A 20,576-nucleotide genomic window follows, 5' to 3' on the forward strand; every position below is an offset into this window, starting at 1 on the left:
TTCTGCTGTGGCCGGTAGGCCGCTTCCATGCGCAGGCGCGGCTTCTGGACGTCGTAGTCGCGGCGGGTCACGCGGCTGGTGCGGCCTTCCAGGCGCAGGACGAAGCCCTTGATCACCGGCTCGTCGGCCACCAGGCCGGTGTCGGCGATGTAGGGCGTGGGTTGGCCCAGGCGCGGGAAGGCGGTCTGGTCGTCGCCGAACACCAGCAGGTGTCCGTCGGGGCTGTGCTCGAAGTGGTAGTGGAGGCCTTCCTCTTCGCACAGGCGCTGGACGAAGTGCAGGTCGCTCTCGTCGTACTGGGTGCAGTAGTCGCGCGGCGGGTAGACGGTGGGGCCGAGCTGGAAGCGGTAGGCGTCGGCGAGGATGCCGTGCTCCTCCAGCACCCGGGCGATGATCTGCGGCACCGTCAGCTGCTGGAAGATGCGCTGGTTGCTGCGCAGTGCGAGGTAGGCCAGCTGCGGCGCCAGGACCACCCGGTAGCGGGTCAGGCGCTGGCCGGCGTCGCCTTGCCCAGCCTGCTGGATCAGCCCGTGGACGCCCGGCCCGCTGGGGCTGAAGGCGAGGAACGCGGGCTTGTGCAGCAGTGTTTCCAGGTCGAGGCCGGGGCGTTCGCTGACCAGTTCCAGTTCGAAGCGGTAGGGCTGGCTGATGGCTTCGCGACCGTGGAAGCGCAGGACCTGGAAGTCGTGCTCCAGGCCGTCGAAGGTCAGGCTGAAGTGGGTCTGGTTGGCCGGGTTGAACATGCTTGGGCTCCCTGGTGCGGAGCCCGTCATTAAGGGGGCGAAGGCGGGAGCTGGATGTCGGCCGTTTCCGAGAGTGTTGGCGGACGCAGGTGAAGGCATCTGCAGATGCCAAGCCGTTGCCGGTCAGCCCGGCCCGCGTATCGGTGGGCTTAACCCATGCCTGTATCCGGTCGCCTTGGAGGAAGAGCACCTCCCGCACAGCCAGGCGGAAACGACATTTCCGGCCCGGCTTCCGGTTCCTCCGTGCGGAAGCGTCCTTTCACCTCGCCCTTGCCCGCAATGCCCGGAATACGGGCCTTCCAGGCGTTGGCACCGATATTGCTCCCAGGCTCGCAAAGGGGTACCCGACCATGGCAACCATAGATTCCGATTACGTCCAGCAGATGGCGACCCAGCTGGCCCAGTACGACATCCAGGCGTCGCAGACGCGGCTGAACCGCAACAAGACCAGCTACAACAGCGAGCTGTCCGCGGTCACCCAGCTGAAGTCGGCGCTGAGCACCTTCTCCTCGGCGGTGAGCGGGCTCAAGAGCAGTTCCAGCAGCGCCAGCAACATGCTGGTCAACAGCGCCACCTTCAGCGCCGAGGGCTATGCCACCGCCAGCGTCGGTTCCACCGCGGTTTCCGGCAGCTACCAGTTCTTCGTCAAGCAGCTGGCGGCCAAGGACCAGGTGGCCCTGCAGGGCCTGAGCGACGGCGACCTGGGCAGCGGCGACCTGACCATCGGCCAGGGCAGCGACAGCTTCAAGATCGACATGAGCGGCATCACCAGCCTCAGCGCCCTGGCCTCGGCCATCAACGGCGCTTCCGACAACACCGGGGTCAAGGCCACCCTGGTGCGCAGCGACGGCGCGGTGAACCTGGTGCTGACCAGTGACGAGAGCGGCGAGGACCAGGCCATCAGCCTGTCCAGCAGCAATGCCGCGATGCAGGGCTCCATCGATGCCCGCAAGCAGCTTTCCAGCGCCCAGGACGCCATCGTCTACCTGGGTGGGCAGGGCGGCATCGAGCTGCGCAACGCCAGCAACACCTTCGACAAGGCCATCGACGGTGTGAGCCTGACCTTCACCAAGGTCAGCGACCCGGCCGAGGCGCCGCTGAGCCTCGACATCGGCCGCGACAAGGACGCCACCACCAAGAAGCTGCAGGGCTTCCTGGATGCCTACAACACCCTGATGAGCAGCATCGGCACGCTGACCGCCAGCGGCAGCGGCAGCACAACCCGCGGCGCGCTGGCCGGGGACTCGGCGGTGCAGGCGATCAAGTCGGCGGTCAACGGCCTGATCCGCACCAGCTTCGGCGGCGTCAACCTGATCGGCTACGGCGTCAGCGCCGACAGCAGCGGCAAGCTGACCCTCGACAGCAGCAAGCTGGAGAAGGCCCTGGCGCAGAACGCCGACGGCTTCGAGCAGCTGTTCAGCGACAAGGGCAACCTGATCGACAGCCTGAGCAGCGCGCTCAAGAGCTACACCAGCTCCACCAGCGGCCTGCTGACCTCGCGGGTGAACAGCCTGAACGACAAGCTGGCCGACATCGACGACCAGTTCGACGACCTGCAGACGCGCTACAACAACTCGTACGCGCGCTACCTCAAGCAGTACACCAACCTCATGCAAGTCATGAATTCCATGGACCAGACCTCCAGCATGTTCACATGACCTATTCGATGAACGAAGGCTACGACAGCTACCGCACCACGGACCTGGAGGCGCGCGCCGCCGCGGCGTCGCCCTACGAGCTGGTGCTGGTGCTGTTCGACGGCTTGCTCGACGAACTGGCCCGCGCCCGCGGGCATATCGAGGCCAAGCGCTTTCAGCACAAGGGCCGCTCCTTGGACAAGTGCATGAACATCCTCAACGGCTTGTCCAGCGCCCTCGACTACGAGGCCGGCGGGCAGGTGGTGCAGGACCTGGCGCGGCTCTACGACTACTGCATCTACCGCCTCTCGGACGTCAGCGTGAACCTGTCGCTGGAGGGCCTGGACGAGGTGGCCGGCCTGCTCGGCACCCTGCGCGAAGGCTGGGCCGGTGTCCATGCCGCCCGTGGCTGACCCGCGCGTGCACGCGCTGCGGAGTCTCCACGCGCGCCTGGGCGAGGTGCTGGCGCGCGGCGAGTGGGCGAACCTGGGCGAGGTGGACGGCGCCATCCGCGCGCTGCTCGAACGCCTGGCCGCCGGCCCCGCGCTGGACGCCGCCGGCATGGAGGCCAAGCGCCGCTTGCAGCAGCTGCACGACCAGGCGCGGCACGCCTGCGCACAGGAGGTGGAGCGCCTGCGCCAGTTGCTGGCGAGCCACCTGGAGTATGCCGAAGGGCGCTCCGCCTACATGCAGATAGACCGCCTGCTGGCCGGGAGATGACAGTGTTGCAGCTGAACAGCCGCCTGGCCGCGGACGCCGCGCCGGGCAAGGACACGCCCCTGCCGGCCGTGCCCGCCATGGGCGCCGGGCAGATGGCCGAAGGTGCCGCCGCCAGGGGGGGCTCGGAGGCGGCGGGCGAGGTGCTGCCGGCCTTCGCCGCGCAATTGGCCAAGGGCGCAGAAGCGGCCGAGGCGCCGGCGGAAACGCCATCGACCCCCGCCGACCCGACCCCGTCGCAGGACGCGCAGCCGCAGCCCGACCCGAGCCTGGGCGCCTTGCCGGGCGCCGAACAGTGGCTGGCCAGCATGCTCGGCCAGCGCGAGGTGACGCTGCAGGCCCGCGATGCCGGCCAGGCCGGCGATGCCGCGAGCGCCCCGCTATCCCGTGGCTTGCCCGCCAACCTGCCGCTGCCGCAATTGCCCCAGGGCATGGTCGAGGCTGCGCCGACGCCAGCCCAGGGCCAACCGCTGCCGAGCCTGGCCCTGCCGGCCAAGGCCGATGAAGCGCCGCAGACGAAGACCGAAAGCGCCGGCGGCGAACTGCTGCGCAGCCAGCTCGACAAGCTCGCCGGCCAGGCGCAGCCGAGCGCTGCGCCGGTGCAAGCCAACGCCCCGGCCGTGGCGAGCGATGCCCAGCCGCTGCCGGCCAGCCACATGCCCGAGCGCCAGCTGAACCTGCAGGCGCCGGCCGAGCGCTGGGGCGAGCAGCTGCTCAACGCCCTGCGCGACAACGTCGAACTGCAGCTGCGGCACAACCAGCAGAGCGCCGCCATCCGCCTGGACCCGCCGGAGCTGGGGCGCCTGGAAATCTACCTGAGCCGGGACAACGCCGGCCTGACGGTACAGATCCACGCCGCCCAGGGCGACGTAGCGCGCCTGCTGCAACAGGGCGCCGAGCGCCTGCGCCAGGACATCGCCGGGGCCAGCCAGCAGCCGGTGGAGGTGCAGGTCTCCGACGGCCGCGCCGGCCAGCAGCAGGCGCAACAGCAGCAGGCCCAGCAGGGCCGCCCGGCGCCCTGGCTGGACGATGCGCCGAGCCGTGCGGCAGTTCTGGAACCCGAAGCGGCGCCGGACGAGGCACGCCGCCCGGGCGACGTGCTGGTCACCGTCTAGCGCCGGGCAATCAATGCAAACCGAGGATCGGGAAACCGTCATGACGATGCGCCGCATCATGTTGTTGTTCACTGTTCTGAATCTGCTGATCGCCGCCGGCGGCGTGGCCGGCACCTGGTACCTGGCGCGCCCGCTGCTGGCCGCCCAGGCCAAGGCCGGCGAGGCGGCCGGCGCCGGGCAGGACGCGGCGCAGGAAGAGGAAGCGCCGGGCGAGTACGAGTTCTTCCCGGTCAACAAGATCATCGTCAGCCTGCCGGGCAGCGATGGCCGCGAGCACTACTTCGTGCTCGACCTGGTGCTGCAGGCCGAGCTGGGCACCGAGCAGAAGAAGCTGCAGCAGATCGACCCCGTGGTGCGCAACTCGGCGGTGGCGCACCTCTCCGCGCTGACCTACGAGCAACTGCGCGGCAAGAGCATCCCGGCGCTGCAGGGCGAGCTGGAGCAGGTGCTGCTGGCCGACTTCTCCACGCGCAAGGTGGCCGCGCCCTTCCAGCACGTGCTGGTCAGCAAGCTGATCGTGCAATAGGGGCCCGCCCATGAACGCCCACTGCGCCCTCGACTACCGCAACCCCGCCGAGGCGGGCCACCCGGCCTTCGCCCCGGGCGCCGAGCAGCAATGGCTGATGCGCTACCTGCCGCTGGTGCGGCGGGTGGTCAGCCAGCTGTCGCTGCAGGCCAACCAGGTGCTGGACCGCGAGGACATGGAGCAGATCGGCCTGATGGGCCTGCTGGAAAGCCTGCGCCGCTACGGCACGCCCGACGAGCAGTTCGCCGGCTTCGCCGTGCTGCGCATCCGCGGCGCCATCCTCGACGAGCTGCGCCGCCAGGACTGGCGCCCGCGCCAGGTGCGGCTGCAGGCGCACAAGGTGCGCGACGGCATCCGCGAGCTGGCCCGGCGCCTGGGGCGGGTGCCCACGGACAAGGAAATCCTCGCCCACACCGGGCTCGACGAGCGCGCCTACCAGGACTACCTGCAGGCCGAGGCCTGCGAGGCCATCGAGAGCCTCGACGCGCTGCTCGGCGAGGGCCTGGAGAACCTGGTGGACGGCGAGTCGGCGCTGGAGGCGCGGGTGCTGCGCGAGCGCATGCTGGCCCAGGCCCTGGCGCAGCTCAACGAGCGCGAGCGCCTGGTGCTGACGCTGTACTACCAGCACGAGCTGAGCCTGAAGGAAATCGCCCTGGTGCTCGACGTGAGCGACGCCCGGGTCTGTCAACTGAGCAAGCAGGCGCTGAACAAGGCCTGCCGCTACCTGAGCGAGAGAAGCTGAATCATGCAGAAAGTCATAGGCGCGCTGATCATCGTCGCCTGCGTCCTGGGCGGCTACGCCATGGCCCACGGCGATATGCGCGTGCTCTGGCAGCCGGCCGAGGTGGTCATCATCCTCGGCGCCGGCCTGGGTAGCCTGGTGGTGGCCAACCCGCGCGAAGTGCTGCTGGAGATGCTTTCCCAGGTCAAGGGCGTGTTCGTCTACAAGCGCCGTGGCGAGGAGTTCCAGCGCCAGTTGCTGATGCTGCTCTACCAGCTGCTGGAGATGGTCGAGGTGGGCGGCCTGAAGGTGCTCGACGAGCACATCGAGGAGCCGGAGCAGAGCGAGCTGTTCGCCCGCTACCCGCTGATCCTCCAGGAAAGGAACCTGATGGCCTTCATCGCCGACAACTTCCGCCTGATGGCCATGGGCAAGATCAGCGCCCACGAGCTGGAAGGCTTCCTCGAACAGGAGCTGGACGCCATGGAGCACGCCCTGCTGCAGCCGTCGAAGTCGCTGCACAAGGTCGGCGAGGCCATGCCCGGCTTCGGCATCCTGGCGGCGATCATGGGCATCATCATCACCATGGGCAGCATCGGCGGCACCATCGGCGAGGTGGGCGCCCACGTGGCCGCGGCGCTGGTGGGCACCTTCCTCGGCATCTTCTTCTGCTACTGCCTGCTCGACCCGCTGTCCAACGCCATGGCCCAGCGGGTGAAGACCGAGCTGTCGGCCCTGGAATGCGTACGCACCACCCTGGTCGCCCACGTCGCCGGCAAGCCCACGCTGTTGGCGGTGGACGCCGGGCGCAAGCTGATCGAGCAGGACGTCAAGCCGGCCTTCCGCCAGCTCGAGACCTGGGTCAACCAGTACGAGGATGAAAGGGAAGCGGCATGAGGAAGCGTGGCGAGCAGCCCCACGAAGTCATCATCAAGCGGCGCAGCAAGAAGGGCCACGCCGAGGAGCACAGCTCCGCCTGGAAGGTGGCCTTCGCCGACTTCACCCTGGCGATGATGGCGCTGTTCATGGTGCTGTGGATCGTGCAGCCGCGCAGCGTGGTGCAGAATCCGGCGGTGGGCGACCTGCAGAGCAACCCGCTGGTGGACGGCGGCGCCGGGGTGTTCGACGGCTCCAGCCGCACGCCGGTGGAACTGGACGGCCTGCCCATGCCGGTGCAGCCGCAGAACCCGCCGCGCACGCCCGAGGGCACCCGCGCCAGCGTCGACGGCAGCCAGCCGGGCGAGGGCAGCGAGCCGCGCCACTACGATTCCAGCGTCGACCTGCAGGAACTGGCGGCGCTGATCCGCGCGGTTTCCGCGCAGACCGACGCGCTGGCCAACATCGAGGTCAAGGTGGTGCCCCAGGGCCTGCGCGTGCTGATCAAGGACGACCCCAAGCGCTTCATGTTCCCCCGCGGCAGCGCCATCCTCGATCCGCATTTCCGCACGCTGCTGGCGGCCCTGGGCGGCGTGCTGGCGAAGGTCGACAACCGCCTGATCCTCAGCGGCCACACCGATGCCGTGCCCTACCGCGGGGCCAACGGCTACAACAACTGGAATCTCTCCGGCGACCGCGCCCTGCAGGCGCGCAACGTGCTGGTGGACGCCGGCCTGCCGGCGAACAACGTGCTCCAGGTGACCGCCCAGGCCGACGGCATGCCGCTGCTGCCGGAGGACCCGCAGAACGGCGCCAACCGTCGCATCGAACTGTTGTTGCTGACCGACAGCGCCGAGCAGCTGTACCGCCAGTTGTTCAGCGATGAACAGGCGCGTGTGCAGGTCGGTTCCGAGGGGGCGAAGTTCAGTGGCGGGCAGGGGGCCTCTGCGGCCAAGCCTTGATCAGGGCTCGCCGGCGAAGTGCTCGGCACAGTAAAGCTGGCGGGTTTCCTCGGCTAACAGGCAGTCGCCGTGGGGCTGCAGGTTGAGCACGCTGTCGTTGTCGCTGCCGTAGAGCAGGTTGAACAGCAGCTCGTTGTCCAGTTGCGCGGCCTGCTGCAGTTCGGCCAGCTCGCTCTTTTCCACGCGCAGGCGCAGGTGATCGAGGAAGCCCGATTCGACGCTGCCGGAGGTCTTCTGCACGGTATCGCCCTGGCGCGTCACGGCGTAGAAGCGACCGTCGCGCAGCAGCAGGCTGTGCTCCAGGCGCAGGACGCGGCCGTCGGCGAGGATCAGCTGGCCGCTGCTGCGGTAGCGGCCGTCGAACTCGCTGGCGGAGCGGTAGTTGAGCCAGGTGGCGGTCATCCCGGTGAGCAGGCCCAGGCTCAGCATTGCGCTGCCGGCGAGCAGGTGCAGACGCTTCATGGCAGGCAGCTCCGCAGTTGCTCGTCGCCCAGGCGGGCGAGCTGGTCCTGGTGGATCAGCAGCAGGCGGGTGGAGGCCTGGGCGCTGCTGCAGGCCACTTCGTAGAAGCCGGCATGGCGCGATAGGGTGAACTGCGCGGGCTGCTCGCTCAGCGCGGCCAGGCGCGCGCTCAGAGCGCCGGTGCGTTCGCGCAGCTGGGCCAGGCCCTGGGCGCGCGCATCGAAATAGGTGAAATGCTTGTTGCCGATGTCCAGGTCCGCGCGCAGGTCCTGGGTTCGCTGCAGGGCATAGTGCAGCGTGGCGGCCAGGGCCAGCCCGGCCAGCAGCAGCGGCGCCGCCACGGCCAGCTGCTCGGGCCTGCGCCAACGGCGGGCCGGTCGCAGCGGAGGGGTGGCGGGCATGGCGGCCGGGGCTGGTTCCTGATCGGGGAGGGGCGCGTCCTCGGCTTCGACCGGTGCGCGCACGGCGAAGCGCGGGTTGAGCATGTAGCCGCGGCGCGGCAGGGTCTGGATGATCTCGCGGCGCTTCTCGTCGCCGAGTATCTGCCGCAGCGTGTAGATCTGCTGGTTGAGGCTGCCCTGGCCGACCACCCGGTCGCTCCAGGCGTGGGCCAGCAATTCGTCGCGCGCCACCACCTCGCCGGGTTCGCGCAGCAGGCGTTCGAGCAGGCGGCTGCCGGAGAAGCCCAGCTCGACCTTTTCCTCGAAGCCCTCGCGCTGCAGCACCAACTGGTACAGCTCGGGCTGGAAGTGGGCGAGGCAACCGTCGGCCAGGCCGGTACGGATGAGGCGGGCGGGAAGGGGGCGGGCGTCGGCGACGGGCGTGATCTGAATCATGTCCATGAAGCGTCTGGCGGCCTGTCCCTGTACGAATTCGTATCGGTTCTGATGAAGAGGGACGACATTCTGGCGTCAATAAAATGTAGAGACAAGTCCCATTTCTATACCTTTCTTGCTTGACAGATTGCTAATTCCACTCGCGTCGCCGGATTCCCCGGCCCCAACGGCAAACGCCCCGAACGGGTCGGGGCGTTTGCTTTCGGTCAGTTGCGCGGGGCGGATCAGCCCAGCAGGGACATGACCATGCCCGGCATCTGGCCGGCCTGCTTGAGCATGGAGATGCCGGACTGCATCAGCATGCTGTTCTTGGTCATGGCGGCCGATTCGGAGGCGAAGTCGGCGTCCATGATGGTGCCCTTGGCCACGTCGGTGTTGTCCTTCATGTTGGCCAGGTTGTTGGCGGTGTGGTTCAGGCGGTTGATGTTGGCGCCGAACTGGGCGCGCAGGGTGCCGATGCTGTCCAGGGCGGTGCTCAGCTTGTCGATCATGCCGTTGGCGTTGGCCGCGCTCAGTTCGCTGCCGCTGGCGGCGGTGGCTGCGCCGCTGGCGGCGTAGACCGAGGAGATGTCGCTGAGCTTGGTGGCGACGTCGGTCAGGTTGGTGGAAGCGTCGACCGCCAGGGTCTCGGCGCTGCTGGCGCCGATCTGGAAGCTGATGGAGGCGGAGAACTTGCCGTTGCTGCCGTTGACTTCGGTGCCGTCGCTGAACAGCTTGTCGCCGGCGTAGCTGGTGTTCTTCATGATGTTGGCCAGCTCTTTGCCCAGCTCGTCGTACTCGGACTGCATGGAGTCCTGGTCCTTGGAGCTGTTGGTGCCGTTGGAGGACTGGGTGGCCAGGTCCTTCATGCGCTGGACGATGTCGGTCATTTCGCTGAAGGCGCCTTCGGCGGTCTGCAGCAGGGACACGGAGTCGTTGACGTTGCGGGTGGCCACGGCCATGCCGCGGGACTGGGCGTCCAGGCGGGTGGCGATCTGCAGGCCGGCGGCGTCGTCGGCGGCGCTGTTCACGCGGTAACCGGTGCCCAGGCGCTGCTGGTTGGTGGCCAGCTTGGCGTTGGTCTTGTTCAGGTTGGTCTGGGTGGTCAGGGCGGAATAGTTGGTATGGATCGACAGAGCCATGGAATGAATCCTCGGATTGGGCTTGTGTAAAGCCGGCTTTGATCGCCTGCTGAAGGGGTAGGGCGACCGGGGTGGAAAAGGGCTTAAGGGCCGATTCGAGAAATTCTTGCGGGAGGCGGGAAGAGGGCATCGCGGGCAGGGCCCGCTCCTACAATTCCAGGGAAGCACGGCTTTTCGTAGGAGCGAGCTTGCTCGCGAATGAGCCCGGCAGCGGAACCTGTTCGCGAGCAAGCTCGCTCCTACGAAGAGCACCTCGGCGCGATCGACAAGGCAACTGCTCCAGCCGCGCCAGGGATGCACGGACGTAGGAGCGGACCTTGTCCGCGATAGCCGGCGGTTCCGGCGCGATTCGCGGATAAGATCCGCTCCTACGCTGCTCCACCCGCGCCATTCCCCCTGTAGGAGCGCGCCCTGCGCGCGAATCGCGGGCAGGGCCAGCACCTCGGCGCGATCGACAAGGCAACTGCTCCAGCAGCGCCGGGGACGCACGGACGTAGGAGCGGACCTTGTCCGCGATAGCCGGGGGTATCGGCGCGATTCGCGGATGAGATCCGCTCCTACGCTGCCCCACCCGCGTCATTCCCCTGTAGGAGCGCGCCTTGCGCGCGAGTCGCGGGCAGGGCCCGCTCCTACGGGCTCGTTCATTCGAAGGTGCTGCTGACCACCCCCGCCTCGACCACCCGTGCCTGGATCACCTTCTCGCTGCTCAGGTTGCGCACCTTGATCACTTCGCCCTGCTGCCCGTTGGCCAGGGCCTGGCCCGGGGTGCTGGCCTGGATGCCGTCGCGGCTGGCGTTGATGCGGACCTGCTGGCCGCGCTTGACCAGTTGCGCGCTGCTGAGCACCTGCGGGGTGAGCAACTGGCCGGCGCGCAGGCGGCGGCGGGCGCCCTGGCCGATGACCTGTTCGGGGCGGGTGAAGAAGCCGTGGTGGGCGCGGGCTATGTTCTGCGCTTGCAGCTTCAGGTCACCCGCGCCCAGGACCTGGCCGCGGTCGATGATGGCGGCGGCCACCAGCACCGGCAGGAAGGCGTCGGCCTGGCTGCTGACCGTCACCGCCCAGCCGGCGCCATCCGCGCAGCGCACTTCGTAGCGCTGGCGGGCCAGGGCCGAGGGTTCGTCGCTGCGCCTTTGCAGTTGCAGTGGCTGGCTGCAGGGCGCCGGCGGCAGGCTGCCGAGCAGTTCGTGGCTGAACTGGCTGCGCAGGCCCTGCCAGCCGTTGCGCCGGGCTTCTTCGCGCAGTTGGGCGTCCAGTTGCGCGTTCACCGCCTGTTCGACCTGCGCGCGGGCTTCGCCGGCTGCCTCGCAGGCGGGACCGGCCAGGCTGGCGGCGAGGACCAGGAAGAGGGCGGAAAGGCTTTTTCCGCCCCGGCCCTCCAGGCGACGCGAAAGCGGAAGCCGGGGGGCGGCCGGGGGCTGGCGGTGTGGGCTGGAGGTCAGTGAAATCAAGGCTTTGCTCGCTGTTCTCAAGTTAGGCACGGTTCCTGCTGAAGGGGACGCCAGCAAGAGTCAGGCCGGAGACAGCCACCGATGAGCATACGGGTAGAAGAATCCCTCGCCGTGCACGTGCGTGCGCTGCAGGTGCGCGCCCAGCGCAGCGAGATCCTCGCCGCCAACCTGGCGAACCAGGACACCCCGGGCTTCCTCGCCCGCGATATCGACTTCGCCGGCGAGATGCGCCGCCTCGACCCGCAGGCCGAGGACGCCGGCCTGGCCTTCGCCGACGACGACGCGCAGCTGAAGTACCGCATCCCCAACCAGCCGTCGGAAGACGGCAACACCGTCGAGCAGGGCGTGGAGCAGTCGGAGTTCGCCCGCAACGCCATGGGCTTCCAGACCAGCCTGACCTTCCTCGGCATGAAGTTCCGCGGCCTCAAGCAGGCCATCGAAGGACGTTGAGCATGGCACTGGACTCCATCTACCGCATCGCCGGTTCCGCGATGACCGCGCAGACCGTGCGCCTGAACACCGTGGCCAGCAACCTGGCCAACGCCGACTCCGCCGCCTCCAGCGCCGATGCCGCGTACAAGGCGCGCAAGCCGATGTTCGCCGCCGTCTACGGCAACGACGAACTGGTGCGCGACGCCGGCATGGGCGGCGCCCGTGTGCAGGTGCTGGACGTGGTCACTTCCGGCACCGCGCCGCAACGCCGCTACGAGCCGAACAACCCGCTGGCCAACCGCGACGGCTACGTCTACTACCCGGACGTCAACGAGATCGAGGAAATGACCGACATGATGTCGGCCACCCGCAGCTTCGAGACCAGCGTCGACGTCCTCAACCGCGTACGCAGCATGCAGCAGGGCCTGCTGAAGCTGGGAGAACAGTCATGACCAGCAGCGTCAACGGCACCAACTCCGCCAGCGGCAGCAGCACTGGCAGCGACAACGTCGGCGTCAACCTGACCGACGTGTCGCAGCTGCAGAACAACTTCATCACCCTGATGGTCGCGCAGATCCAGTACCAGGACCCGACCGACCCGGTGGACAGCACCCAGTTCGTCAACCAGTACTCGCAGCTGTCCCAGGTGCAGAGCCTGGAGAACCTAAACACCATCCAGAAGAACAGCCTGGTGCTCGCCGACAACCTGCAGAACCTCACCGCCGCCGGCCTGGTGGGGCAGAAGGTGATGGTCTCGGTGGACAGCCTGCAGCTGGACGACGCCGTGGTCGACGGCCAGGTGCAGCTGGAGCATGCCTCCACCAGCACCACCCTGAAGCTGACCAGCGCCGCCACCGGCGAGGTCACCAAGGTCGCCCTCGGCCCGCAGGAGGCCGGCAGCGTGGCCTTCAGCGTCGACCCGCAGAAGCTCGGCCTGGCGCCGGGCAAGTACAGCGTCGAGGTCGAGACCAGCAGCGGCGAGAAGCCCAAGGTCGAGGTCGGCGGCAAGGTCAGCCACGTGCGCGTCAGCGAAAGCGGCCCGGTACTGGAAGTCGAGGGCGCCGGTTCCGTGCCCTTCTACAACATCGTCGAATTCGGCAGCGCGGCTGCCTGATCCCGCCCAGGAGAACCCCGATGAGCTTCAATATTTCCCTGACCGGGCTGAACGCCGTCAGCGAGCAGTTGGACACCGTCAGCAACAACATCGCCAACGTCGGCACCGTCGGCTTCAAGTCCTCGCGCACCGAGTTCGGCAGCGTCTACGCCGACAGCCAGGCGATGGGCGTGGAAGTGCTGGGCAGCACCCAGAGCATCAGCCTCGGCGGCAGCCTCACCAACACCAGCCGCAACCTCGACCTGGCCATCTCCGGCGCCGGCTTCTTCATGGTCAAGAGCGCCACCGGCGAGACCCAGTACACCCGCGCCGGGGTGTTCAACACCGACAACGCCAACTACATGGTCAACGCCTCCGGCCAGCGCCTGCAGGGCTACTCGGTGGACGCCGCCGGCAACCTGCAGGCCGGCGTGCTCGGCGACCTGCAGGTGAAGACCGCCAGCCTGCCGGCCAAGGCCACCGACAGCCTGGACTTCGTCGCCAACCTCGACGCCGACGGCGAAGTGCCGGCCCTGGCCTTCGACCCGGCCGACGCCTCCACCTACAACTCCACCTACACCACCAAGGTCTACGACTCCCAGGGCAAGGAACACACCCTGACGCAGTACTTCGTGAAGACCGCCGACAACGCCTGGACCAGCCACTACTACGCCGACGGCAACGCCGTGGGCACCCAGGCGCTGGGCTTCGACAGCGCCGGCATGCTGACCTCGCCCAGCGCGCCCTTCACCCTCAACGTCGGCGGCCTGGCTGGCGGCGTGAACGCCCTGGCGATCAACGTCGACTACACCGGCACCACCCAGTACGGCTCCGACTTCGCCGTCACCACCAACAAGGCGTCCGGCTATGCCTCCGGCGACAAGACCGGCCTGACCGTCGACGAGGACGGCATGGTCTACGTCAACTACAGCAACGGCCAGCGCCTGCTGCAGGGCCAGGTGGTGCTGGCCAGCTTCGTCAACCCCGAGGGCCTGCGCGCGGTCAGCGGCACCGCCTGGACCGAGACCTCGGCCTCCGGCGGCCCGCTGGTGGGCGCCCCCGGCGGCGGCCAGTTCGGCGACCTGGTGGCCGGCGCGCTGGAAGGCTCCAACGTCGACCTCACCGCGCAACTGGTGAGCCTGATGGAAGGCCAGCGCAACTACCAGGCCAACACCAAGGTGCTGACCACCGACAAGGAACTCACCCAAGCGCTGTTCGGCGCCGTCTGAGGCTGACCCATGGACCGCCTGGCCTATACCGCGATGAGCGCCGCCAGCCGCACCCTGCAGTCGCTGCAGGTGCGCGCCAACAACCTGGCCAATGCCAACACCCCGGGCTTCCGCGCCGACATGGAGCGCGTCAGCGCCGTGGACGTGAGCGGCTACGGCTACGACAGCCGGCACCTGGCGCGCCTGGAGAACAACGGCGTCGACATGGCCCCCGGCACCCTCACGGTGACCGGCCGCGACCTCGACTTCGCCATCCGCGGCCAGGGCCTGATCGCCCTGCAGGACGGCGAGGGCGAGGCCTACACCCGCCACGGCAGCATGCTCGTCGACAGCGAAGGGCGGCTGACCATCAACGGCCGCCAGGTGCTGGGGGAGGGCGGCCCGATCGTCCTGCCCGAGTACGACAGCGTGAACATCGGCGAGGACGGCACCGTCTCGGTGATGCCCCGCGGCGACTACCTGATGACCGAGGTGGACCGCATCAAGCTGGTCGACGCCCCGGCCGCCGAGCTGCAGAAGAACGCCGCCGGCCTGCTGGTGCGCAAGGACGGCCAGCCGGCCGAGGCCGCCGACAATGTGCGCCTGGTCAGCGGCTACCTGGAGGCGAGCAACGTGTCGTCGATCGACCAGCTCACCGCGACCATGAGCCTGAACCGCATGTTCGAGACCCAGGTGAAGATGATGAAGGCCGCCGAGGACATGGCGTCCGCCGGCGACCGCCTGCTGCGCGACTGACGCGCCCCGTACAACCCGGCCGCGCCGCGCGCGGCCCGCGAAGGAGATACCGCATGAGTTCGGCACTGTGGGTGAGCAAGACCGGCCTGGCCGCGCAGGACACCGCGTTGTCGGCGGTGGCCAACAACCTGGCCAACGTCAACACCACCGGCTTCAAGAGCGACCGGGTGGTCTTCGAGGACCTGTTCTATTCCATCGACCGCCAGCCCGGCGCCCAGGCCGACCAGGTCAACACCGTGCCCTCGGGCATCCAGCTGGGCAGCGGCGTGCGCGTGGCCGGCACGCAGAAGGTGTTCACCGAAGGCAGCATGCAGACCACCGGCCAGCCGATGGACCTGGCCGTGGTCGGCCGCGGCTTCTTCCAGGTGGAAGCGCCCAACGGCGACACCCTGTACACCGAGAACGGCCAGCTGCAGCTCAATTCCGACGGCGTGGTGGTCAACGCCCAGGGCCTGCCGCTGATCCCCAACATCGAGGTGCCGGCCGGCAGCAGCAGCTTCACCGTGGGCAGCGACGGCACCGTCACCGCGATCATGGCCGGCGAGACGCAGCCGACCCAGCTGAGCCAGATCACCCTGGTCAACTTCACCAACCCGGCGGGCCTGGAGGCCCTGGGCGGCAACCTCTACCGCGAGACCGTGGCCAGCGGCCAGCCGGTGGAAGGCGTGCCCGGCGAAGACGGCCTGGGCACCCTCAAGCAGGGCGTGCTGGAAGGCTCCAACGTGCAGGTGGTGGAGGCCATGGTCAACATGATCGCCATCCAGCGCGCCTACGAGGCCAACGCCAAGGTGCTGGACGCCGCCTCCGGCATGCAGCAGTTCCTCAACCAGACCGTATGACCGCCATGAGCCGCCTGCCGACGCTGCTCGCCCTGCTGCTATTGGGCGGCTGCGCGAGCTTCAACGAAATGCTCCCGGAAGAGGACTCCAGCGCCTACCAGCCGCCGACCCTCGACTACAGCCTGCCGCCCACCACCGGCGGCGGGCTGTACCGCCCCGGCTACTACGGCGGCCTGGTGCAGGACCAGCGCGCCCTGCGCGTGGGCGACGTGCTCACCGTGGTGCTGGAGGAGCAGACGCAGTCGAGCAAGAGCGCCGGCACCAGCTTTGACAAGAGTTCCAGCCTGGGCATCGGCATCCCCACCATCCTCGGCCACAGCTACGACCGCCTGGAAAGCTCGGCGGACAGCTCGCGGGACTTCAAGGGCGACGCCAAGAGCGAGCAGCAGAACTCCCTGCGCGGCGCCATCGCGGTGACCGTGCACCAGGTGCTGCCCAACGGCACCCTGGTGGTCCGCGGCGAGAAGAACCTGCGCCTGAACCAGGGCTCGGAGTTCATCCGCCTCACCGGCCTGGTGCGGGTGGAGGACATCAACCGCAACAACCAGGTGTCCTCGCAGAACGTCGCCAACGCCAACATCTCCTACGCCGGGCGCGGCGTGCTCAACGACAGCAACTCGGCCGGCTGGCTGACGCGCTTCTTCACCCATCCCCTGTTCCCGCTGTGAGGCGCTGCCGGCCATGCGAGCCATCCTGAAGTACCTGCTGCCGCTGACGCTGTTCTGCTGGCCCCTGGCGAGTCGCGCCGTGCCGCTGCTGGAACTGGTGGACGTGGAAGGCATCCGCGGCAACCAGCTGATCGGCTACGGCCTGGTGGTCGGCCTCGACGGCACCGGCGACAAGACCCAGGTGAAGTTCACCAGCCAGTCGGTGGTGAACATGATCAAGCAGTTCGGCGTGAACCTGCCGGCCAACATCGACCCCAAGCTGAAGAACGTCGCCGCGGTGAGCATCACCGCCGAAGTGCCGCCCTCGTACAGCCCCGGGCAGACGGTGGACGTCACCGTGTCCTCGCTGGGCGACGCCAAGAGCCTGCGCGGCGGCCAGCTGCTGCTCACGCCGCTGCGCGGCATCGACGGCGAAACCTACGCACTGGCCCAGGGCGCGGTGGCCGTGGGCGGCCTCAACGCCAGCGGCCAGAGCGGCTCCAGCGTCACCATCAACACCGCCAACGGCGGGCGCATCCCCAACGGCGCGACCGTCGAGCGGATGATCCCCAGCGACTTCGCCAGCCGCCCGGACATCATGCTCAACCTGCGCCAGCCCAGCTTCCAGACCGCCGCGCACATCGTCACCGCGCTGGACAACCTGCTCGGCGCCGGCAGCGCCCAGGCCCTGGACGGCACCAAGGTCAGCGTGCGCGCGCCGGTCTCGGCCAACCAGCGCACCAGCTTCATGGCCCTGCTCGAAGGCGTGGAGGTGCAGGAAGGCCGCGAACGGCCCAAGGTGGTGTTCAACAGCCGCACCGGCACCGTGGTCATCGGCCAGGGCGTGCGGGTGAAGGCCGCCGCGGTGTCCCACGGCAGCCTCACCGTGACCATCAGCGAGAACCCCCAGGTCAGCCAGCCGGCGCCGTTCTCCGGCGGCCGCACCACGGTCACGCCGCAGTCCGACGTCAACGTCGCCCAGGACAAGAAGCCGATGTTCCGCTGGCCCGAGGGCGCCAGCCTGCAGGGCATCATCGACACCGTGAACAGCCTCGGCGCCACCCCGGACGACGTCATGAGCATCCTCCAGGCGCTGGAGAAGGCCGGCGCGCTGAACGCCGAACTCATCATCATCTAGGGCGCGCGCATGAGCATCGTTTCACTCCCCACCGCGCTGAACGCCGCGCGCGGCCAGGACGGCAACCCCCAGGCGCGCCTGGAGGCGGCCGCCGAGCAGTTCGAGGCGCTGTTCCTGCAGCAGATCCTCAAGCAGATGCGCAAGGCCGGCGACGTGCTCTCGGCCGGCGGCATCGGCCGCAGCCGCGACCTGGACACCATGCGCGACTTCTACGACGGCGTGCTCGCCGACAGCCTGGCCGAGCGCAAGCAGACCGGCATCGCCGCGCTGCTGGTGCGCCAGCTTTCCGGCCACGACTCCGACAGCCGCGGCGAGGCGCTGGCCGGCGGCGACCAACTGGGCCTGCCGCGCAGCCTGCAGCAGGCCGTGGCAGCCGACTGGCAGCGCGGCGTGCAGGCCGCCGGGCGGCTCTGGCAACGCGGCAGCGCGGCCTTCGGCGAACTGGTGGACAGCCTGATCGACCACGAATCCGCCGGCGACGTCGCCGCCGTCTCGCCCAAGGGCGCCCGCGGCCTGATGCAGCTGATGCCCGACACCGCGCGGGAAATGGCCGCCAAGCTGGGCCTGGAGTTCGACCCGCAGCGCCTGACCCAGGACGGCGCCTACAACCGCCAGCTCGGCAGCGCCTACCTCGACGAAATGCTGCAGCGCTACGACGGCCACCGCGCCCTGGCCCTGGCCGCCTACAACGCCGGCCCCGGCCGGGTGGACGAGTGGCTGAAGAGCAACGGCGACCCGCGCCGCGGCGAGATCAGCGGCGAGGCCTGGATCGAGCGCATCCCCTTCGAGGAAACCCGCCGCTACACCCGCGGCATCCTTGATGACCTGGACCGCCGCGACCAGGCCGCGGCGCCGGCGCCGCTTAAGCCGGCGGCCGAACCGGTCGCCTATCAGCAGCAGGGCAGGCAACACCAGGCACTCTCCGCCGCCTTCGCCCAACCGATCCGCCTTCAGCCCAAAGGGAAGCAGTCGTGAGCAATTTGACGCAGATCGCCTACAGCGGCGTGCGCGCCTCGGAGATCGGCCTGTCGATCACCGGGCAGAACACCTCCAACGTCAACACCCCGGGGTTCAGCCGCCTGTCGGTGCTCACCAGCTCCCTCGGCGGGCAGGGCTCGCTCAGCCCCGGCGGCGGGGTGAAGGTGACCGGCATCCGGCGCATGTCCGACGACTTCCTCAACCAGCAGCTGTGGCGCGCCACCACCGCGCAGAACTACTACAGCAACGCCCAGCAGTACCTGGGCGCGCTGGAGGACCTGATGTCCAGCGACGGCGCCAGCATCAGCGTCGGCCTCGACAACTTCTTCGCCGCCCTGAGCGAGGCCAGCGCCACCCCGGATTCCACCGCCCTGCGCCAGCAGATCATCGCCGAGACCGGCAACCTGGCGCAGCGCTTCAACACCCTCTCCGGCAACCTCGACACCCAGCTCAAGTCCCTGCAGGAACAGCGCGGCACCATGGTCGGCGAGATCAACGGCCTGACCGGCAACATCGCCCTGCTGAACAAGAAGATCGTCGCCGCGCAGTCCGCCGCCGCCGACCCCTCGGCCCTGCAGGACCAGCGCGACGCGCTGATCACCCAGCTCAGCCAGTACAGCAGCATCCGCACCAGCGCCGCCGCCGACGGCTCGGTCTCGGTGTCCCTGGCCAACGGCCAGCCGCTGGTGGCCGGCGCCTCCGCCGCGCAACTGAAGGTCAGCCTGACCAGCAGCGGCGAGCAGGACGTCAGCCTGGCCTTCGCCGGCACCCAGTTCGCCATCCACCAGCAGGACCTGGGCGGCGCCATGGGCGCGCTGTACGACACCGAATACCAGACCCTGCGGCCGAACCTCGACAGCCTGGCGCAGATGGCCACCCAGGTCGCCGACCTGGTCAACTCCACCCTGGCCGGCGGCTACGACCTCAACGGCAACCCCGGCCAGGCGCTGCTGCAGGCCAACCCCGGCAGCACCGCCAAGCTGCTCAGCCTCACCGGCCTGCAGCCCACCGAGCTGGCGCTGTCCGACAGCGCCGGGGAGAAGGGCAACAACGGCAACCTGCTGAAGCTGATCGACCTGAAGAGCCAGGTCATCAGCGTCGACGGCAACCAGGTGACGCTCAACGACGCCTACGCCGGGCTGATCGGCCGGGTGGCCAGCGACAGCCGGCAGAACCAGGCCGACCTGGACACCGCCAAGACCGTGACGCAGCAGGCGCAGAACCAGCGCGACAGCGTCAGCGCGGTGAACCTGGACGAGGAGGCGGTCAACCTGCTGACCTACCAGCAGGCCTACCAGGCCAACATGAAGGTCATCAGCACCGCCAAGGACCTGTTCGACAGCATGCTCGCGGCCTTCTGAACGCCGTAGCCCGCCAACCGACGAGACGCCCCATGCGCATCACCAATTCGCAGAGCACCGCCATCCTCCTGGACTCGATGAGCCGCAACACCGAGAAGATGTCGCAGCTGATGCAGCAGATGTCCAGCAGCAACCGCATCCAGCACCCCTCGGACGACCCCATCGCTGCGGTGCGCATCCTGCGCATCCAGCGCTCGGAGGCCAGCCTGGCCCAGTACGGCAGCAACATCGCCGGGGTGTCGGGCAACCTGTCGATCCAGGAAACCAACCTGCAGTCCACCTCCGACACCCTGCTGGACATCCGCGACCTGCTGCTGTGGGCGGCCAACGGCTCCAACGCCAACGAGCAGCTCGGCGCCATGGCCGGCGAGCTGTCGAACCTGGAGAAGACCCTGGTCAGCTACCTCAACGTCAAGGACGAGGAGGGCCGCTACCTGTTCTCCGGCACCCTCACCGACCAGCCGGCGGTGACCTACGACGAGGCCAGCGGCACCTACAGCGCCACCGGCAACGACAAGACGCGCCAGGCGGTGGTGGCCAACGGCGTAATGGTCGACGAGAACGTCGCCATCCGCCCGCTGTTCGGCAACGGCATGGACCTGCTCAACGGCCTCCACGCCCTGGTGGCCAAGCTGCAGGACCCGGCCCTGGACAGCAGCGACCCGGCCATCCAGCAGAACATCGCGGCCACCCTCGACCTGCTGGACGACAGCCACGGCAGGCTGCTGTCGGCCATCACCGACCTGGGCGGGCGGCAGAACACCCTGACGCTGCTGGACAACAGCAACCAGGACATCTCCCTGGTCAACCAGAAGGTCGAGGGCGACCTCTCGGCGCTGGACTACGCCAAGGCCAGCATCGACCTGGGCAACTACAAGCTGGCCCTGCAGGCGACGCAGAAGACCTACCTGACGGTCAACGGCCTGTCGCTGTTCAGCCTGCTCTGAGGACCGAGGCGCG

24 protein-coding genes are annotated in these 20,576 nt (G+C 68.7%); 19 read left to right on the top strand and 5 right to left on the bottom strand.

Translation table 11 applies throughout. The features are described from left to right. The coding region (gene tssI / locus BM060_RS30715) for a type VI secretion system tip protein TssI/VgrG (protein ID WP_143096614.1) at positions 1–743 on the bottom strand (743 nt) is incomplete at its 3' end. Positions 744–1,093: 350 nt separating this feature from the next. Here tssI and fliD point away from each other — a divergent pair. The 8 genes from fliD to BM060_RS30755 are packed head-to-tail and all read left to right on the top strand — an operon-like array spanning position 1,094 to position 7,297. Continuing rightward, positions 1,094–2,401 (top strand): flagellar filament capping protein FliD, encoded by a 1,308-nt coding sequence (fliD, locus tag BM060_RS30720; RefSeq protein WP_074986131.1) that lies wholly within the window; start codon positions 1,094–1,096, stop codon positions 2,399–2,401. Then, the gene (gene fliS / locus BM060_RS30725) at positions 2,398–2,793 is read left to right on the top strand and encodes a flagellar export chaperone FliS (protein WP_009622771.1); all 396 of its coding nucleotides are present in this window, start codon (positions 2,398–2,400) and stop codon (positions 2,791–2,793) included. Before fliD ends, fliS begins: the two co-directional genes overlap by 4 nt. After that, positions 2,777–3,100: a hypothetical protein gene (locus BM060_RS30730; protein WP_074986134.1), complete on the top strand. Its 324-nt coding sequence runs from the start codon at positions 2,777–2,779 to the stop codon at positions 3,098–3,100. Before fliS ends, BM060_RS30730 begins: the two co-directional genes overlap by 17 nt. 2 nt (positions 3,101–3,102) lie before the next feature. Further along, entirely contained in the window at positions 3,103–4,212 is a 1,110-nt protein-coding gene (locus BM060_RS30735; RefSeq protein ID WP_074986136.1) for a flagellar hook-length control protein FliK, read from the top strand. A 40-nt stretch (positions 4,213–4,252) separates the two neighbouring features. Then, positions 4,253–4,738: a flagellar basal body-associated FliL family protein gene (locus BM060_RS30740; RefSeq protein WP_074986138.1), complete on the top strand. Its 486-nt coding sequence runs from the start codon at positions 4,253–4,255 to the stop codon at positions 4,736–4,738. Between the two features lie 10 nt (positions 4,739–4,748). Further along, positions 4,749–5,480 carry a FliA/WhiG family RNA polymerase sigma factor gene (locus BM060_RS30745; protein ID WP_009622762.1) on the top strand — a complete coding sequence of 244 codons (732 nt, stop codon included), beginning with the start codon at positions 4,749–4,751 and terminating at the stop codon, positions 5,478–5,480. Between the two features lie 3 nt (positions 5,481–5,483). Further along, entirely contained in the window at positions 5,484–6,356 is an 873-nt protein-coding gene (gene motA, locus BM060_RS30750; RefSeq protein WP_043271839.1) for a flagellar motor stator protein MotA, read from the top strand. After that, positions 6,353–7,297: an OmpA family protein gene (locus BM060_RS30755; protein WP_074986141.1), complete on the top strand. Its 945-nt coding sequence runs from the start codon at positions 6,353–6,355 to the stop codon at positions 7,295–7,297. Before motA ends, BM060_RS30755 begins: the two co-directional genes overlap by 4 nt. Here BM060_RS30755 and BM060_RS30760 read toward each other — a convergent pair whose 3' ends face one another. The 4 genes from BM060_RS30760 to flgA form a co-directional block, all read right to left on the bottom strand. After that, positions 7,298–7,759 carry a hypothetical protein gene (locus tag BM060_RS30760; protein WP_074986142.1) on the bottom strand — a complete coding sequence of 154 codons (462 nt, stop codon included), beginning with the start codon at positions 7,757–7,759 and terminating at the stop codon, positions 7,298–7,300. Next, positions 7,756–8,601 (bottom strand): winged helix-turn-helix domain-containing protein, encoded by an 846-nt coding sequence (locus BM060_RS30765; RefSeq protein WP_074986144.1) that lies wholly within the window; start codon positions 8,599–8,601, stop codon positions 7,756–7,758. The genes BM060_RS30760 and BM060_RS30765 overlap by 4 nt, the downstream gene beginning before the upstream one ends. 218 nt (positions 8,602–8,819) lie before the next feature. Further along, the gene (gene lafA / locus BM060_RS30770; RefSeq protein ID WP_074986145.1) at positions 8,820–9,716 is read right to left on the bottom strand and encodes a lateral flagellin LafA; all 897 of its coding nucleotides are present in this window, start codon (positions 9,714–9,716) and stop codon (positions 8,820–8,822) included. 641 nt (positions 9,717–10,357) lie between these two features. Next, a complete protein-coding gene (gene flgA / locus BM060_RS30775) occupies positions 10,358–10,981 on the bottom strand; it encodes a flagellar basal body P-ring formation chaperone FlgA (protein WP_255314671.1) in 624 nt (207 codons plus the stop codon). Between the two features lie 264 nt (positions 10,982–11,245). Between flgA and flgB the strand changes: the two genes are divergently transcribed. Genes flgB through flgL form a run of 11 tightly spaced genes read left to right on the top strand, consistent with a single transcriptional unit; the run spans position 11,246 to position 20,563 of the window. After that, positions 11,246–11,614, top strand: a complete 369-nt coding sequence (flgB, locus tag BM060_RS30780; protein ID WP_074986147.1) for a flagellar basal body rod protein FlgB — start codon at positions 11,246–11,248, stop codon at positions 11,612–11,614. 2 nt (positions 11,615–11,616) lie between these two features. After that, complete coding sequence (flgC, locus tag BM060_RS30785) at positions 11,617–12,048, top strand: flagellar basal body rod protein FlgC (protein WP_043271835.1); 432 nt, start codon at positions 11,617–11,619, stop codon at positions 12,046–12,048. Further along, positions 12,045–12,710, top strand: coding sequence for a flagellar hook capping FlgD N-terminal domain-containing protein (locus BM060_RS30790; RefSeq protein WP_074986149.1), 666 nt, complete (start codon positions 12,045–12,047; stop codon positions 12,708–12,710). The genes flgC and BM060_RS30790 overlap by 4 nt, the downstream gene beginning before the upstream one ends. A 20-nt stretch (positions 12,711–12,730) precedes the next feature. After that, positions 12,731–13,918, top strand: a complete 1,188-nt coding sequence (gene flgE, locus BM060_RS30795; RefSeq protein ID WP_074986152.1) for a flagellar hook protein FlgE — start codon at positions 12,731–12,733, stop codon at positions 13,916–13,918. 9 nt (positions 13,919–13,927) lie between these two features. Beyond that, positions 13,928–14,653: a flagellar basal body rod protein FlgF gene (locus BM060_RS30800; RefSeq protein ID WP_074986154.1), complete on the top strand. Its 726-nt coding sequence runs from the start codon at positions 13,928–13,930 to the stop codon at positions 14,651–14,653. Positions 14,654–14,706: 53 nt separating this feature from the next. After that, positions 14,707–15,492, top strand: a complete 786-nt coding sequence (flgG, locus tag BM060_RS30805) for a flagellar basal-body rod protein FlgG (protein ID WP_074986156.1) — start codon at positions 14,707–14,709, stop codon at positions 15,490–15,492. Between the two features lie 5 nt (positions 15,493–15,497). Beyond that, the gene (gene flgH / locus BM060_RS30810) at positions 15,498–16,160 is read left to right on the top strand and encodes a flagellar basal body L-ring protein FlgH (RefSeq protein ID WP_043313434.1); all 663 of its coding nucleotides are present in this window, start codon (positions 15,498–15,500) and stop codon (positions 16,158–16,160) included. Positions 16,161–16,173: 13 nt separating this feature from the next. Continuing rightward, entirely contained in the window at positions 16,174–17,277 is a 1,104-nt protein-coding gene (locus BM060_RS30815) for a flagellar basal body P-ring protein FlgI (protein WP_074986158.1), read from the top strand. Positions 17,278–17,286: 9 nt separating this feature from the next. Continuing rightward, the gene (locus BM060_RS30820) at positions 17,287–18,252 is read left to right on the top strand and encodes a lytic transglycosylase domain-containing protein (RefSeq protein ID WP_074986160.1); all 966 of its coding nucleotides are present in this window, start codon (positions 17,287–17,289) and stop codon (positions 18,250–18,252) included. Beyond that, positions 18,249–19,616 (top strand): flagellar hook-associated protein FlgK, encoded by a 1,368-nt coding sequence (gene flgK / locus BM060_RS30825; RefSeq protein WP_074986162.1) that lies wholly within the window; start codon positions 18,249–18,251, stop codon positions 19,614–19,616. Before BM060_RS30820 ends, flgK begins: the two co-directional genes overlap by 4 nt. Positions 19,617–19,648: 32 nt before the next feature. Continuing rightward, entirely contained in the window at positions 19,649–20,563 is a 915-nt protein-coding gene (gene flgL / locus BM060_RS30830; RefSeq protein ID WP_074986164.1) for a flagellar hook-associated protein FlgL, read from the top strand. Positions 20,564–20,576: the final 13 nt, after the last annotated feature.

The organism is Pseudomonas citronellolis, from assembly GCF_900112375.1.
Classification (GTDB): domain Bacteria; phylum Pseudomonadota; class Gammaproteobacteria; order Pseudomonadales; family Pseudomonadaceae; genus Pseudomonas; species Pseudomonas citronellolis.